Source organism: Dactylosporangium sp. NPDC051087, assembly GCF_055586325.1.
The window spans coordinates 168,378-182,693 of record NZ_JBVJIJ010000005.1 but is presented as its reverse complement, the minus strand read 5'-3'; the positions used below and the strand labels follow the sequence as shown (position 1 = coordinate 182,693).

The 14,316-nt window shown below is 71.5% G+C and carries 12 protein-coding genes and 1 tRNA gene; 7 read left to right on the top strand and 6 right to left on the bottom strand.

The annotated features are described in order from the left end of the window. Positions 1–73: 73 nt before the first annotated feature. The 4 genes from ACZ6TV_RS11905 to ACZ6TV_RS11890 all read left to right on the top strand — a co-directional run bounded on the left by ACZ6TV_RS11905 (position 74) and on the right by ACZ6TV_RS11890 (position 4,085). Positions 74–154 (top strand) — tRNA-Leu (locus ACZ6TV_RS11905). A 104-nt stretch (positions 155–258) separates the two neighbouring features. Beyond that, positions 259–2,853, top strand: a complete 2,595-nt coding sequence (locus tag ACZ6TV_RS11900; protein ID WP_465297148.1) for a lamin tail domain-containing protein — start codon at positions 259–261, stop codon at positions 2,851–2,853. Positions 2,854–2,949: 96 nt separating this feature from the next. Next, a complete protein-coding gene (locus ACZ6TV_RS11895) occupies positions 2,950–3,768 on the top strand; it encodes a Bax inhibitor-1/YccA family protein (RefSeq protein WP_465297147.1) in 819 nt (272 codons plus the stop codon). Further along, a complete protein-coding gene (locus ACZ6TV_RS11890; RefSeq protein ID WP_465297146.1) occupies positions 3,768–4,085 on the top strand; it encodes a hypothetical protein in 318 nt (105 codons plus the stop codon). Before ACZ6TV_RS11895 ends, ACZ6TV_RS11890 begins: the two co-directional genes overlap by 1 nt. Before the next feature lie 63 nt (positions 4,086–4,148). Here the strand turns inward: ACZ6TV_RS11890 and ACZ6TV_RS11885 are convergent, their stop codons facing one another. From ACZ6TV_RS11885 to ACZ6TV_RS11875, 3 genes are all read right to left on the bottom strand, one after another. Then, the gene (locus tag ACZ6TV_RS11885; RefSeq protein ID WP_465297145.1) at positions 4,149–5,396 is read right to left on the bottom strand and encodes an acetyl-CoA C-acetyltransferase; all 1,248 of its coding nucleotides are present in this window, start codon (positions 5,394–5,396) and stop codon (positions 4,149–4,151) included. A 70-nt stretch (positions 5,397–5,466) separates the two neighbouring features. Then, a complete protein-coding gene (locus ACZ6TV_RS11880) occupies positions 5,467–6,252 on the bottom strand; it encodes an SGNH/GDSL hydrolase family protein (RefSeq protein WP_465297144.1) in 786 nt (261 codons plus the stop codon). Next, complete coding sequence (locus tag ACZ6TV_RS11875) at positions 6,249–7,286, bottom strand: SGNH/GDSL hydrolase family protein (protein ID WP_465297143.1); 1,038 nt, start codon at positions 7,284–7,286, stop codon at positions 6,249–6,251. The genes ACZ6TV_RS11880 and ACZ6TV_RS11875 overlap by 4 nt, the downstream gene beginning before the upstream one ends. Before the next feature lie 322 nt (positions 7,287–7,608). Here ACZ6TV_RS11875 and ACZ6TV_RS11870 point away from each other — a divergent pair, with 322 nt between their 5' ends. After that, a complete protein-coding gene (locus ACZ6TV_RS11870; RefSeq protein WP_465297142.1) occupies positions 7,609–7,959 on the top strand; it encodes a YkvA family protein in 351 nt (116 codons plus the stop codon). Between the two features lie 27 nt (positions 7,960–7,986). Continuing rightward, a complete protein-coding gene (locus ACZ6TV_RS11865; RefSeq protein WP_465297141.1) occupies positions 7,987–9,351 on the top strand; it encodes a cystathionine beta-synthase in 1,365 nt (454 codons plus the stop codon). A gap of 365 nt (positions 9,352–9,716) precedes the next feature. Here the strand turns inward: ACZ6TV_RS11865 and ACZ6TV_RS11860 are convergent, their stop codons facing one another. Continuing rightward, on the bottom strand, positions 9,717–10,646 hold the full coding sequence (locus tag ACZ6TV_RS11860; protein ID WP_465297140.1) for a S1C family serine protease: 930 nt from the start codon (positions 10,644–10,646) through the stop codon (positions 9,717–9,719). Between the two features lie 38 nt (positions 10,647–10,684). Continuing rightward, positions 10,685–12,421, bottom strand: coding sequence for an aminotransferase class V-fold PLP-dependent enzyme (locus tag ACZ6TV_RS11855; protein ID WP_465297139.1), 1,737 nt, complete (start codon positions 12,419–12,421; stop codon positions 10,685–10,687). 138 nt (positions 12,422–12,559) lie between these two features. On the opposite strand from ACZ6TV_RS11855, the gene ACZ6TV_RS11850 reads away from it, so the two are divergent. Next, entirely contained in the window at positions 12,560–12,883 is a 324-nt protein-coding gene (locus tag ACZ6TV_RS11850; RefSeq protein ID WP_465297138.1) for a hypothetical protein, read from the top strand. Between the two features lie 285 nt (positions 12,884–13,168). Here the strand turns inward: ACZ6TV_RS11850 and ACZ6TV_RS11845 are convergent, their stop codons facing one another. Continuing rightward, positions 13,169–14,281, bottom strand: coding sequence for a hypothetical protein (locus tag ACZ6TV_RS11845; protein WP_465297137.1), 1,113 nt, complete (start codon positions 14,279–14,281; stop codon positions 13,169–13,171). Between the last annotated feature and the right edge of the window lie 35 nt (positions 14,282–14,316).

Genomic DNA, 14,316 nt, shown 5'->3' with positions numbered 1-14,316 from the left:
GATGACAGTAACGGCGGTCCCCTTGTCGGTGTTGAGGGTTCGTCGGACGGACTACCGTGAGACGCGTTTCAACGCCCGGGTGGTGGAACGGCAGACACGGCCGCCTTAAAAGCGGCTGCCGCGAGGCGTGCGGGTTCGAACCCCGCCCCGGGCACTTTTGCTTCGCCGTGCGTTCACATGCTGGTCGTCCTCGTGGTCGAGGCTCGCGGGAAACACCTTTCCCGCGAAGGACCGGCCACATTGCGCACCCCATTCCGAGTGATTCTTGCATTCCTGCCCGCTTTAGCCGGAATCGCCGTCGCGACCACCTCGGCGACCGCGGCGGACGTGCCCGCCATCCATATCAACGAGGTTGAGTCCAACGGCGGCACGCCCGGCGACTGGGTCGAGCTGGTGAACACCGCCCCGGCCGCGGTGGACGTGTCCGGGTGGCTGGTCAAGGACAACGACGACACGCACGTGTTCACCATCGCCGCCGGTACGAGCATCGCGCCGGGCGGCTATCTGGTGGTCGACGTGGACCCGGTGTTCGGGCTCGGCGCCGCCGACTCGGCCCGGCTCTTCGCCGCCGACGGGGTGACGCTGGTCGACTCGTACACGTGGACGGCGCACGCGGCGACGACCGACGGCCGCTGCCCGGACGGCGTCGGTGCCTTCGGGACGTCCGCGTCGTCGACCCGCGGCGCGGCCAACGACTGCGCCACCCCCGCGTCCAAGGTGCGGATCAACGAGGTCGAGTCCAACGGCGGCACCCCGGGCGACTGGGTCGAGCTGCTCAACACCGCCCCCGTCGCCGTGGACGTGTCCGGGTGGCTGGTCAAGGACAACGACGACACGCACGTGTTCACCATCGCCGCCGGCACGGTCCTCGCCCCCGGCGCGTACGTGGCGCTGGACGTCGACCCGGTGTTCGGGCTCGGCGCCGCCGACTCGGCCCGGCTCTTCGCCGCCGACGGGGTGACGCTGGTCGACTCGTACACCTGGACGGCGCACGCGGCGATCACCTACGGCCGCTGCCCGGACGGCACCGGCGAGTTCGCCGCCACGACGGCCTCGACGCGCGGCGCGGCCAACGCGTGCGCGGGGCAGACGCCCGCCGCGGCATGGCCGGGCGGCGCCGCCGTCAGCACCGCCGACCGGTCCGGCGAGTTCGGCGGCAACATGAGCGGACTGGCGTTCCAGGACGCCTCGGTGCTGTGGGCGGTCAAGAACGGCCCCGGCACGCTGTACCGCCTGACCTGGGACGGCACGGCGTGGACGCCGGCGACGACCACGGTCCTGCACTACGCGGACGGCACCGGTGACGTCGACGCCGAGGGCGTCGTCTGGCGGCCGGACGGCCTCTACGTGTCGACCGAGCGGAACAACGCCGCGAGCGGCGTGAGCAAGCCCACGATCGAGCGGTACGACGGCGTCAGCGGCACCGCGAACGCCGAGTGGAACCTCACCGCCGACCTGCCGGCCGTCGCGCCCAACAGCGGTCTCGAGGCGATCACCTGGGTGCCGGACGCGTACCTCACCGCCCGCGGGTTCACCGACCAGCGGACCGGCGCCGCGTACGACCCGGCCGCGTACCCGAGCCACGGCGACGGCCTCTTCCTCGTCGGCCTGGAGGCCAACGGCAGCGTCTACGCCTACGCGCTCGCGCCCGGCGGCGCCTACACACGGATCGCGACGTTCGCCAGCGGCTTCCCGTCGGTGATGGACCTGGAGTTCGAGCCGGAGACCGGGCACCTGTGGGCGGTCTGCGACGACACCTGCAACGGCCGGGTCGCCACGCTCGGGGTGACCGCCGGCGCGTTCGCCGTCGACGGCCTCTACGAGCGGCCCGCCGGTATGCCGAACCTCAACAACGAGGGCTTCGCGATCACGCCGCAGTCGGCGTGCGTCGCCGGCGGCAAGCCGGTCGTGTGGTCCGACGACAGCGGCACCGACGGGCACGCCCTGCGCGCCGGCACGATCACCTGCGTCGACCTGGACGCCGACGACGACGGCATCCTCGACGCCGTCGACCCGGCGCCCGCCGACCCGCTGAACGGCACGTTCGCGCTCGGTGGTGTCGCCGGCCGTCTCGACCGGGGGGACCGCGACGTCACGGTGTCCGCCGGATCCGCGGGGTCCGTCCGGTTCGACGTCGGCGCCGGTACGACGCCCGCCGTCGTCCAGCTGACCGGCAGCGACGCGGCGATCCGCCTCGGTGAGGGCGCCTACGAGCTGACCGGTGTGGTCGGCGTGGCCACCCTGTCCGGCGAGGCGGCGACCGTCGCGGTGACCGTCCGGTCCGCGCCGGTCACGTTCAGCGTCCCGGCCGGCGGCACCCTCGCCTTCACCGCCACGATGGCCGGCATCCGGCACACCGGCGCCGTCACCGTCGCGGCGGCGGGCCTGACCTGCCCGGCCGTCGACAACGTCATCGTCGGCACCACCGGCAACGACCGTCTCACGGGCACCGCCGGCGCCGACCTCATCCTCGGCCGCGGCGGCAACGACACCGTCACCGGCGGTGGCGGCGCCGACTGCGTCGTGACCGGCCCCGGCAACGACGTCATCACCACCCTCGGCGGCGACGACCGGATCGAGGCCGGCGGCGGCAACAACGTCATCCGCGCCGGCGACGGCACCAACGTCGTCGTCACCGGGTCCGGCAACGACAGCGTCACCACCGGCGCCGGCGACGACCGCGTCGACGCGGGCAACGGCAACAACACCGTCAGCACCGGCGCCGGCGACGACGTGATCGGCACCGGCAGCGGCAACGACGCCGTCGACTGCGGCGCCGGATCCGACACCGCGGCCGCCGGTCGCGGCAACAACACCAACGCGGGCGGTCGCTGCGAGTCGTTCGGCGTGTAGCACTGCGTGTGCCCCCGGAATTCCGAGATCCACTCGCCGGGGGCACACGCGGTACGCTGGTCGTACACATGAATGCGACGCCCCTGGAGGCTGATCGTGCAGAGTTCGAACCCGGTGCTCAACCGCCTTGGTCAGGCGGCGCGACAGCAACCGTCGCCGCCCACCTTCGGCGCGCCGCCCGGCTACGGCTATCCCCAGTCCGGCTATGGGGTGCCGCAGCCCCCGGCCGCCACCCGGGCGATGACGATCGACGACGTCGTCGTGCGCACCGTCGCCCTGCTCGCGGTCACCGGCATCTTCGGTGCCGCTGCGTGGGCGCTCATCCCGGACACCAGCGCCATCCTGCCCATCGCGGTCTTCGGGTCGCTGATCGCGGGCCTGGTCCTGGGCCTGGTCATCTCGTTCCGGCAGATCACCAGCCCGGCGCTCATCCTGCCGTATGCCGCCCTGCAGGGCATCCTGCTCGGCGTGGTCAGCCGCTGGTATGAGCACGCCTTCAGCGGCATCGTCATCCAGGCCGTCATCGGCACGTTCGGCATCTTCGGCATCATGGCGCTGCTCTACAAGCTGCAGGTCCTGCGGGCCACGCCGCGCTTCACGAAGATGGTCATCGGCGCCCTCGTCGGCGTCGTCGTGCTGAGCCTGGCCAACTACCTGTTCTACCTGTTCGGCATCAACCTGGGCCTGCGGGAGTACAGCACCGACGGCAGCGTCGGCTGGCTCCCGATCGTGTTCAGCCTCGTGATCATCGTCGTCGGGGCGCTGACCTTCGTCCTCGACTTCGACGCCGTCGAGCAGGGCGTGCGGCACGGGCTGCCGGACAAGTTCGCGTGGTACTGCGCCTTCGGCATCCTCGTCGGCCTGATCTTCCTGTACTGGGAGATCCTGCGCATGCTCAGCTACCTGCGCCGCTGATGAAGCCCGCCGACCCGCTCACCGAGACGGTGGACCGGCTGGTCGGGCAGGTCGGACACTGGACGCCGCCCCGGTGGGCGGCGTCCGGTGCGTCCGGGGTCCCGCGCGCCGACCTGATCCACGACCTGGTCCAGTGGCTCGCGGACCGCTCCGCCGACGCGGAGCACCGGCCGCGCCGGCCGGTGCCCCGGCTCGACAACGACCTCGCCCTGCCGGACCAGCTGAAGGTGGTGGCGGCGGACCTGGCCCGCTTCGGCGGCCCGATCCTGGCCGGCGAGGCGATCGAGAAGATCCAGGCCGTGCGCGGGCAGCTCTGACGTTCATGATCCGGTAACCCTTGTGCACCCATGAGTGCACAGGGTCTACCGGATCATGGCGGTTCAGGACAGGCGCTCGATGACCATGGCCATGCCCTGGCCGCCGCCGACGCACATGGTCTCCAGGCCGATCGACTTGTCGTGCCAGTTCAGCGAGTTGATCAGCGTGCCGGTGATCCGGGCGCCGGTCATGCCGAACGGGTGGCCGACCGCGATCGCTCCGCCGTTGACGTTGAGCTTCTCGACCGGGATGCCGAGCTGGCGGTACGACGGGATGACCTGCGCGGCGAACGCCTCGTTGATCTCGACCAGGTCGACGTCGGCGATGCTCATGCCGGCCCGCTTGAGCGCGCTGCGGGACGCCTCGACCGGGCCGATGCCCATGATCTCCGGCGACATGGCGGTGACGCCGGTCGACAGGATCCGGGCGAGGGGCGTGATGCCCAGCTCGCGGGCCTTGACGTCGCTCATGATGACGACCGCGGCGGCGCCGTCGTTGAGCGGGCAGCAGTTGCCGGCGGTGATCTTGCCGTCGGGGCGGAACACGGGCTTCAGGCCGGCCACCGCCTCCAGGGTCACCCCAGCGCGGGGGCCGTCGTCGGCGGAGACGACCGTGCCGTCGGGGGTGGTCACCGGCGTGATCTCGCGGGCCCAGAAGCCGTTCTTGATCGCTTCCTCGGCGAGGTTCTGCGAGCGGACGCCGAACTCGTCCATGTCGGCCCGGGTGACGCCCTCCAGCTCGGCGAGGTTCTCGGCGGTCTGGCCCATCGCGACGTAGATGTCGGGCAGCGCGCCGTCCTCGCGCGGGTCGTGCCACGGCTCGCCGCCGCCCTCGGCACGCTTGGTGGTGCGCGCGTACGCGTCGGCGAAGGCCGGGTTCTGCCACGGGCCGCCGACGGCGGCCTGCGCGTCGGCCGGCAGGCCGTCGGAGTTGCCGCGGGCGAAGCGTGACACGCACTCGACACCGGCGGAGATGAACACGTCGCCCTCGCCGGCCTTGATCGCGTGGAACGCCATCCGGGTCGTCTGCAGCGAGGAGGCGCAGTAGCGGGTGGTGGTGGCGCCCGGCAGGTGGTCGAACCCGAGCAGGGTGCCGACCACGCGGGCCATGTTGAAGCCCTGCTCGCCGCCGGGCAGGCCGCAGCCGAGATACAGGTCTTCGATGTCCCGCGGGTCGAGCTCGGGGACCTTGGCGAGCGCGGCGCGGACGATGGTCGCGGCGAGGTCGTCGGGGCGGAGGTCGCGCAGTGATCCCTTGGCGGCACGGCCGATCGGGGACCGGGCGGTGGCGACGATGACAGCTTCCGGCATACCACCGACGCTACTGCAGGGTAATGAGGCGGGCGAGCGCCTGTGAGAAATCTGCAGATTCAGTGCACGTTCAGTGCAGGTATCCCCGGACGGAGGCCGCCTCCTCGACCGCGGGCAGCAGGGCGTGCGCCCACACCCGGTAGCCGTCGGCGGACGGGTGGAAGCCGTCGTGGCACAGGGTGCCCGCGTCGGCCCGGAACACCGCGCCGGTGCGCGCGCCCAGGTCGACGACCACCGCGCCGGCCGCCCCGGCGGCCGTGGCCTGCTGCTTCGCCACGCCCCGGCTGCGCCAGCCGAGCAGCTGCCGCAGCGGCGGCGCGAACGCCCGCAGCGCCCCGAAGTCCGGGCAGGTGCCGACGACCACGGGAATGCCGGCGTCGCGCAGGCGCCGGCAGGCGGACCCGAGATACTCCGCGGCGTCCGAGCCGCGACCGAGGTGCGTCACGTCGTTGGTGCCCACGAGGATGACCGCGACGTCCGGAGCCGGACCCACCAGGGCCCGCGCCACCTGCGTCGCGAGGTCGGAAGAGCGGGACCCGGCGACGGCGACGCTGGACAGCTCCACCCGCCGGCCCGCCGTGCCCTCCGCGAGCAGCGCCGCCAGCTGGCCGCCGACGGTGTCGGCGACCCGGTCGACGCCCACCCCGAGCGCCGTGGCGTCGCCGAGCAGCACCAGGCGCATCGGCGGCTTGCCCACCGCGCCGACCGACGACCGCATCGCCAGGCGCATGTCGGGCTTGGCATACGAACGGGCCCGCGCTGCCATCGCCTGCGCCGCGAGGACCGCGGCGCCGCCGACCGTGCCGGCGATCACGGTGACCGTGGCCATCCGCGCCAGCCGCTTGATCGTGATCATGTCGACTCCTGAGGGTAGCGGTCCTCGGTGCGGTCGGGCTCCCGCGCCGCCTGCTGCGGCAGACGATGCCACACGCGGTGCCGCAGCTGTGCCCAGCGGCCCGCCGGGCCGCGCTCGCTGCCGGCCACCTGCGCGGCGCTGACCTCGGTGCCGGGACGCTGGGCGGCCTCAGCGGCGGCCCGCGGCAGGGACCGCACACCCTCGCCGGCCTTCAGCGCCACGGTCAGCGGCGCCGCCACCTCGGGCTCGGTCAGCGACGCGATCACCGTCGGCAGCACCGCCTGCGCGGCCGCCAGATAGCCGGCACCGGAGGGGTGGAAGCGGTCGAAGCTGAACATGCGGTCCGGCTCGGTGTAGAACAGCTCGCCGAGCAGGTCGCCCAGCGACACGGTCCGCCCGCCGGCCTCGACCACCGCGATCGTCTGCGCCGTCGCCATCTGCCGGCTCCAGTGCCGGGCCAGCCAGCGCAGCGGCGGCTGGATCGGGCGGATCGTGCCCAGGTCGGGGCAGGTGCCGACGACGACCTGGATGCCCTCGGCCCGCAGCCGGCGCACCGCGTCGACCAGGTGCCGCACCGCCAGCGGCACACTCACCCGGTGCGTGACGTCATTGCCGCCGATGCAGATCACCGCGACGTCGGGACGGTGTCGAAGCGCCACGTCCACCTGTGGCACCAGCCCACGCGACTCGCAGCCGACGACGGCGAGGCAGCGCATCCACACCGGACGCTCCTGCTGCTGGGACAGGCCGGCCGCGACCGCCGCGGCGAACGTCTCGCTGGGCAGCTCGGCGCCATAACCGGCGGCGGAGGAGTCACCGAGCACGACCAGGCGGATCGGCTCGCCGGGCAGGTGCGCCCCATAGGTGCCGTCGGCGCGCGGGGGAGGGCTCACGACCTGGGGGATCACGCGACGGGCCAGCAGGGCCTGCCCGATGACCACCCCGTAGAACAGCGCGCTCGCACCCGCGATACCGCCGCCGCCGACCGCCGCCGCCGTGGCGATCCGCCGCACCTGCTGCGACCGAAGCTTCAACCCGCCCATCGCCCTTTCCCGCCTCCCACCGTCTTTCAGCGCCCTCTGCTGCGCTTCGGCGAGGCTAACCCCCACTCCGCAAGTATCCGCCTCTCTCGGTAAAGATCCCGATCGTCCTCATCCCGACCGATCGGGCCGCGGGTCAGCTCCACCTGGACCGGCACCCCGCCGGTCCGGATCATCGTCCCAGCCGGGGTGGTCTCCTCCGGTTGCCCGCCGGTAGCAGTCGAGCAAACCTTCGCGCGGCATGCGTCATTTCTACCGCGAGCCCTTCGTGACAGACACCGTTACATTCATAGCCAGACGAGAGAGGGCGGCGATCATGGCGGACAGCGCGCTGCGACGGCGGATGGCATGGACGGCTCTGCTGAGGGTCTTCAAGCCCGGCACGCCCGGGCTCGGCAAGCGCCTCAGCGCCCTCCCGCGGATGGTGAAAGCGACGGTCAAGGGCGAATACGACGGCGGCACCCGGCTGGCGCTGCTGGCCGCCTCGGCCGTCTACATCATCTCCCCGATCGACGCCGTGCCGGAGCTGTTCCTACTGGTCCTCGGCGTCGTCGACGACCTGGCGATGGCGACCTACTTCGCCGGTGCCCTGCTCGACGAGCTGGAGCGCTTCCTCGAGTGGGAGAAGCAGCGCGACAACGTGATTCCAGGGCACGTCGTCAAGTAGCTCCGGCGGGCGCTATACGCTGGCCGGGTGCGCTATTACGACAACGTCGTCGAATTGGTGGGCGACACGCCCCTCGTCCGTCTCCGCAACGTGACGGACGGGATCTCCGCCACCGTCCTGGCCAAGGTCGAATACCTCAATCCCGGCGGCAGCGTGAAGGACCGCATCGCGCTGCGCATGGTCGAGGACGCCGAGAAGGCCGGCCTGCTCAAGCCCGGAGGCACGATCGTCGAGCCGACCAGCGGCAACACCGGGGTCGGCCTCGCGCTCGTCGCGCAGCTGCGTGGCTACAAGTGCGTCTTCGTCTGCCCTGACAAGGTCAGCGAGGACAAGCAGAACGTGCTCCGGGCCTACGGTGCCGAGGTCGTCGTCTGCCCGACCGCTGTCGCCCCCGAGGACCCGCGGTCCTACTACAACGTCTCCGACCGGCTGGCCCGCGACATCCCCGGCGCGTGGAAGCCCGACCAGTACGCCAACCCGGCCAACCCCCGCTCCCACTACGAGACCACCGGACCCGAGATCTGGGAGCAGACGGCGGGCAAGGTCACCCACTTCGTGGCCGGCGTCGGCACCGGCGGCACCATCTCCGGCGTGGGCCGCTACCTCAAGGAAGCCTCCGGCGGCAGCGTCCGCATCGTCGGCGCCGACCCCGAAGGCTCCGTCTACTCCGGTGGCACCGGCCGGCCGTACCTGGTCGAGGGCGTCGGCGAGGACTTCTGGCCCACCACGTACGACCGTGAGGTCTGCGACGAGATCGTCGAGGTCTCCGACAAGGACTCCTTCGACCTGACCCGCCGCCTGGCCCGCGAGGAAGGCCTGCTCGTCGGCGGCTCCTGCGGCATGGCCGTCGCCGCCGCGCTCAAGGTCGCCCGCGAGGCCGGCCCCGACGACGTCGTGGTCGTCCTGCTCCCCGACGGCGGCCGCGGCTACCTCAGCAAGATCTTCAACGACGACTGGATGGCCCGCTACGGCTTCCTGCGCACCGCCGCCGAGCTCCCCACCGTCGCCGATGTCCTGGTCGGCAAGGACGGCCGCATGCCGCAGATGGTCCACGTGCACCCCAACGAGACCGTCCGCGACGCGATCGACTACATGCGTGAGTACGGCGTCTCCCAGCTCCCCGTGCTGAAGGCCGAGCCCCCGGTGGTGACCGGCGAGGTGGCCGGCTCGATCGCCGAACGCGACCTGCTCGACGCCCTCTTCACCGGCCAGGCCCACCTCCACGACATCGTCGAACGCCACATGGGCGACCCCCTGCCCATGATCGGTGGCGGCCAGCCCGTGAGCGAAGCCGTGGCGCTGCTGGAGAAGGCCGACGCCGCGGTGGTCCTCATCGACGGCAAACCCGCGGGCGTCATCACCAGGCAGGACCTCCTCGCGCACCTGTCATAGCCGGACCGTCGCGCGCCTTCGATCCCGAGCGGTTCTGGTAGCTCCGGCCACCGGAATCGTTCGGGATCATGCGGGCGCCTTTTGTTTCACCGCCGTCTCGTAGGCTCGGTGCGGCTTCGTGCTGGGGCGCTTCCGGTTGTCCGGCCCGTGTGGGGGCGGCGTCGTGCGCTGGGCCGATGGTTCCGCGCAACCTTCGGCCGCGCGCATGGGTGGCGTGGTCACCGTGGGTGCCGTGTCTGGGGTGACCTCCGCACCTCCGAACGGTTCTTCCCCGCCGTTGAGGCACTTATGTTGTGGCGCGCCGCCGTCGCTGGTGAACAGCAATCTGTTCTCGGGAGCGGCTGGATGCCGGGGGTTGTCCGGGGTCAGGTCAGGGGTTCTGGGATGGCTACGACGTCTACCAGGGCGGACTTGCGCAGGGCGGTGATCTGGAGGCGCTGGCCGATGGCGGGGCCGAGCATGAGGCGCTGGACGTCCTGGACGGAGAGGATGGGGCGGCCGGCGGCGGTGAGGATGATGTCGCCGACGTAGAGGCCGGACTGGCCGGCCGGGCTGCCCGGGACGACCTCGACCAGGCGGAGGCCCTTGTGCTGGCCGACCCGGGTGGCGAGGGGCTGGGGGAGGGTCACGGGGGTGCCGGCCACGCCCAGCCAGGCGCGGCGGACCTTTCCGGTGGACATGAGCTCGGACATGATCAGGCGGGTCGTGCTGTTGACGGGCACGGCGAGGCCGAGGCCGATGCCGGCGACGGCGGTGTTGATGCCGACGACCTTGCCGGTGGAGTCGGCGAGGGCGCCGCCGGAGTTGCCGGGGTTGAGGGCGGCGTCGGTCTGGATGACGTCGTCGATGAGGCGGACGTGGCGGCCGTCGCGGACGGGCAGGGAGCGGCCCAGGGCGCTGACCACGCCGGCGGTGACGGAGCCGGCCAGGCCGAGCGGGTTGCCGACGGCGACGACGAGCTGGCCGATGCGCAGGTCGTCGGCGTTGCCGAGGGGGGCCGGCGGGACGCCGGTGTCGTGCAGGCGCAGGACGGCCAGGTCGGCGAGCGGGTCGGCGCCGACCACGTCGAAGCGGCTGCTCACCCCGTTGGTGAACTCGGCGAGGCCGCCGGCGGCGCCCGCCACGACGTGGGCGCTGGTGAGGACGAAGCCGTCAGGGGTGTAGACGACGGCGGAGCCGGCGCCCTCGCCGCGGGCGCTGCGCACGGTCAGGCTGGCCACGCTCGGCAGGAGGGTCGCCGCCACGCCCGAGACGACCCGGCTGTACGCGTCGAGCGCGTCGGTTTCAGGGTCCATGCCGGGCGCAACACCGCCCGGCGCGCATCCATGCCCCGTTATGCCGAAAGCGAAGGCCCGGACGAAGGCGCCGGTGAAGGCGCCGGTGCAGGCCCCAGTGAGGACGCCGTCAGGGATACCGCGGGCAGGTCGAACCAGCGCAGCGCCTCGAAGTTGGCGGAGACCACGCCGTCGGGCTGGTCGTCCTGTACGAGCGCGGCCACGATGGTGGCGGCCTCGGCCAGGTACGCGGCGAGCGCCGACTCCGGGGCGCGTTCGTGCCTGGACGGCCACCGTAGCTCGCCGTCGGCGTCGTAGTGCAGCTCCGAGAGGCGCAGCGGGGGTTCGACCAGGCCGTCCTTGTGCTTCCAGAGGCCGGTGTACGGGTCGAAGCGGTACTGCGGCAGCAGCGCCCACCCGTTCGTGGCCACGAAGTGCACGGCGTCGATGATGTAGCGCAGGACGGTGCCGGAGATGAAGTAGTTGAAGCTGACCCGCACCCAGCCGGGTTTGATGCCTTCACAGCCGGCGATGATCTCCTGCTCGAAGCGTTGCGAGCGTTCGATGTCGATGCCGAGGAGGCGGTGGCCGTAGGGGCCGGCGCACGAGCAGCCGCCGCGGGACTGGATGCCGAACAGGTCGTTGAGCAGCGACACCACGAAGTTGTGGTGCAGGTAGCGGCCGCCGGGGCGCTTCACCACGAACGACACGATCGACAGCCGCGACGCGTCCAGGTTGCCGAGGATCTCGATGTTGGGGTTGGTCTTCCACGAGGTGATCGCCTCGCGCAGGAAGCCTTCTTCGAGGTCGCGGATGGCGTCGGTGCCGACGGCCTGCTTGAGCTGGAAGACGAGACCGGCCCGGATGGACTCGACGATGGCCGGTGTGCCGCCCTCCTCGCGGTGCGCGGCGTCGGCGATGTAGTGGTGGTCGGTCGGGTTGACGTAGTCGACGGTGCCGCCGCCGGGCACGGTGGGCACGCGGTTGCGCAGCACCTCGCGGCGCACGACGAGGACACCCGGCGTGCCGGGGCCGCCGGCGAACTTGTGCGGCGAGATGAAGACCGCGTCCTTGTACTGGCCGGGGCCCGGACCGTACATGGCCACGTCGACGTACGGCGCGGCGGCGGCGAAGTCCCAGAAGGACAGCGCGCCGTGCTCGTGCAGGAGCGCCGAGATCGCGTGCGTGTCGCTCACGATCCCGGTGACGTTGGAGGCCGCGGAGAACGACCCGATCTTCAGCGGCCGGTCGGCGTGCCGCGCGAGCTCCGCCCGCAGGCGCGACAGGTCGATGTGACCGTTGTGATCCTCCGGGATGACGACGACGTCCGCGATGGACTCCCGCCACGGCAACTCGTTGGAGTGATGCTCGAACGGGCCGATGAACACCACCGGGCGATCGGCGGGCGGGATGTGCGCCGACAGGTCGTAGCGGTCGTCGAGCTCGGCGGGCACCCGCAGGCCCAGGATGTGCACCATCTTGTCGATCGCGGCCGTCGAGCCGGACCCGGTGAAGATGACGACCGTCTCCGCGTCGCCGCCCACGGCGTCGTTGACGATCTGGCGGGCGTCCTCGCGCAGGCGGGTCGTCTGCAGTCCGGTGCCGGAGGACTCGGTGTGGGTGTTGGCGTACCGCGGCAGCACCTCGTCACGGATGAACCGCTCGATGAAGTCGAGCGCCCGTCCTGACGCTGTGTAGTCGGCGTAGGTCACCCTGCGCGCCCCGTAGGGCCCCCACATCACCTGGTCGTCACCGATGACGGCGTCGCGGATGCGCTGGAGCAGGGGGGTGTCCATGGCGCCATTATGGCCCGCCGCCACGCCGTCCCCTTTCGAGTGGTCGCGGGCGAATCGCACAGGCTGTCCGCCCACGCGAGGACCCGGACTGTTTAACGTTTCGTCCGGAGGTTCTCGCAGAGTTTGGGGGTAGGGAAGTTGGTCAGTGTCGACCAGTCCGAGCCAACAGACGTCGTCGATCGGCTGCTGTGGCGCGACGCCACGCAGATCCTGAGCCGGCACAACGAGTCGGACGACGACGGCCAGTGCATCTGGTGCGGGCGGGAGTGGCCCTGCGCGCCGCGCCGGCTCGCGGAGAACGCCGAGGCCGCGTCGCGGCGCCCGTGGAACGAGGCCTGGACCGCCCGGCACGACCTGTACAGCCTCAGGACGATGCCCGACTGGCGGATCGACCTCGGTGCGCCGCAGCGTTCGCGGGGCGGCTGGCACCGCGCCGGCGGCAACCGGGGAACCTTTCTCTAGCACGATCGTTGATCTCAGCGGTGACCTGGGCATGCCCGCCAGGTGTCACGGTCACCGCGACACAAAGACCCGCCCGGGCACGGTTGTCGACATGCCTCCGTCGACTCCGAACGCCTCCGGCCAGGCGGTCCTCCCCAGGGATCGGGCGGGTCTACACGGCAGGCGAGGGCACACATTTCGTGGTTCCCCCGCATATATCGCGATGGTGTGCCCTCGCCTGCCAAAACCTTTGCGGCAACGGCCCGGTCTCTTGAGAGACCGGGCCGTTTCGTGTGTCCGGACCCGCTACTCCGCGAGGAACGAGAAGGTGGTCGCCGCGCTGTGCAGGCTGTTGCCCGCGGGTGCGACAACCTTGACCTCGCACGCGCCGGAGAAGACGCCGCTGCCCAGGCCGGCGGCGTCGTCGGCGATGCCGCTGGTGGGTGTCTTGACGCTGATCGAGGTGCCGGCCGTATTGAGCGTGAAGGTGGTGCCGGCCACGCCGCAGAAGGTCACGCCGGTGGCGCCGGTGAAGGTACCGGTGAGCGTGACCGTGGTGGCGGTGTTGATCTTCCCGAAGGCCGGGGTCATGGCCGTGACGACGGGCAGCGTGACGACGCTCGTGCCGAGGTCGGTGGCGGTCCACGTCTTGGTGACGCCATTGTGCGTGATGGACAGGTTGCCGTTGGTCATGCCGGTGGCGGTCTTGCCGACGAAGTAGTTGCCGTTCTCGGTGGTGCCCGACGGCGCGGTCGTGAACAGGGTGCCGTCGGTCTTCTTGTAGACCTTGACCTCGGTCAGCGGCTTGCCGCCCAGGCTGGCGGACAGCGAGTTCGCCGCGCCGCTGAACGTGAAGTTGCTGTCCGCCTTGACCCGGACGTACTGGCCGCCGGTCGAGACGAACCGTTTGATCTGGTCCGCGGAGTTCAGCGCGCTGCTGTTCTCGGTGACGACCGGCGCTGTGCTGTCCAGTGCCGGCGGTGCGATGAAGACCAGGCCGGAGAGGGCCTTGGTGAGCGTGCCGCCGCTGTTGGCGAAGTTGATCGCGATCGTCTCGGACGCGACGCCGGACGTCGGGGCGCAGCCGCCGGTGGGGGTCTTGACCGCCAGCGAGGTCGCCGCGGTCACTATGTAGAAGTCGAGGCCTTGGCAGTCGGTGTCGGCGCCGAGGTCGACGCTCTCCACCGATCCCTCGTCGAGGGTCGCGCCGGTCAGGCCGGTGACGGTGATGATGATGACCTGCTTCTCCGTGTCCGCGGCGACCTTGCCGCCGGTCGGGGAGGTGATGGTGACCGCGGTGGCGGCCGGGGCGGCGTGGGCGGCCGTCGGCAGGGCGATCAACGATGCGGCGCTGAGCAGCGTTGCCGCGGCGGTGCCCGTGCCGGCCAACCTGGCGCGGCGGGATTGCGCGAAGAACATTGAGCAGGGTCCTCTCAGGTGCTGGACGGCCGACT

Excerpts from the sequence above, each read along its gene's own strand:
- ACZ6TV_RS11890 (WP_465297146.1), top strand. The coding sequence starts at position 3,768 with ATGAAGCCCGCCGACCCGCTCACCGAGACGGTGGACCGGCTGGTCGGG.
- ACZ6TV_RS11885 (WP_465297145.1), bottom strand. The coding sequence starts at position 5,396 with ATGCCGGAAGCTGTCATCGTCGCCACCGCCCGGTCCCCGATCGGCCGT.
- ACZ6TV_RS11880 (WP_465297144.1), bottom strand. The coding sequence starts at position 6,252 with ATGATCACGATCAAGCGGCTGGCGCGGATGGCCACGGTCACCGTGATC.
- ACZ6TV_RS11870 (WP_465297142.1), top strand. The coding sequence starts at position 7,609 with ATGGCGGACAGCGCGCTGCGACGGCGGATGGCATGGACGGCTCTGCTG.
- ACZ6TV_RS11860 (WP_465297140.1), bottom strand. The coding sequence starts at position 10,646 with ATGGACCCTGAAACCGACGCGCTCGACGCGTACAGCCGGGTCGTCTCG.
- ACZ6TV_RS11855 (WP_465297139.1), bottom strand. The coding sequence starts at position 12,421 with ATGGACACCCCCCTGCTCCAGCGCATCCGCGACGCCGTCATCGGTGAC.
- ACZ6TV_RS11845 (WP_465297137.1), bottom strand. The coding sequence starts at position 14,281 with ATGTTCTTCGCGCAATCCCGCCGCGCCAGGTTGGCCGGCACGGGCACC.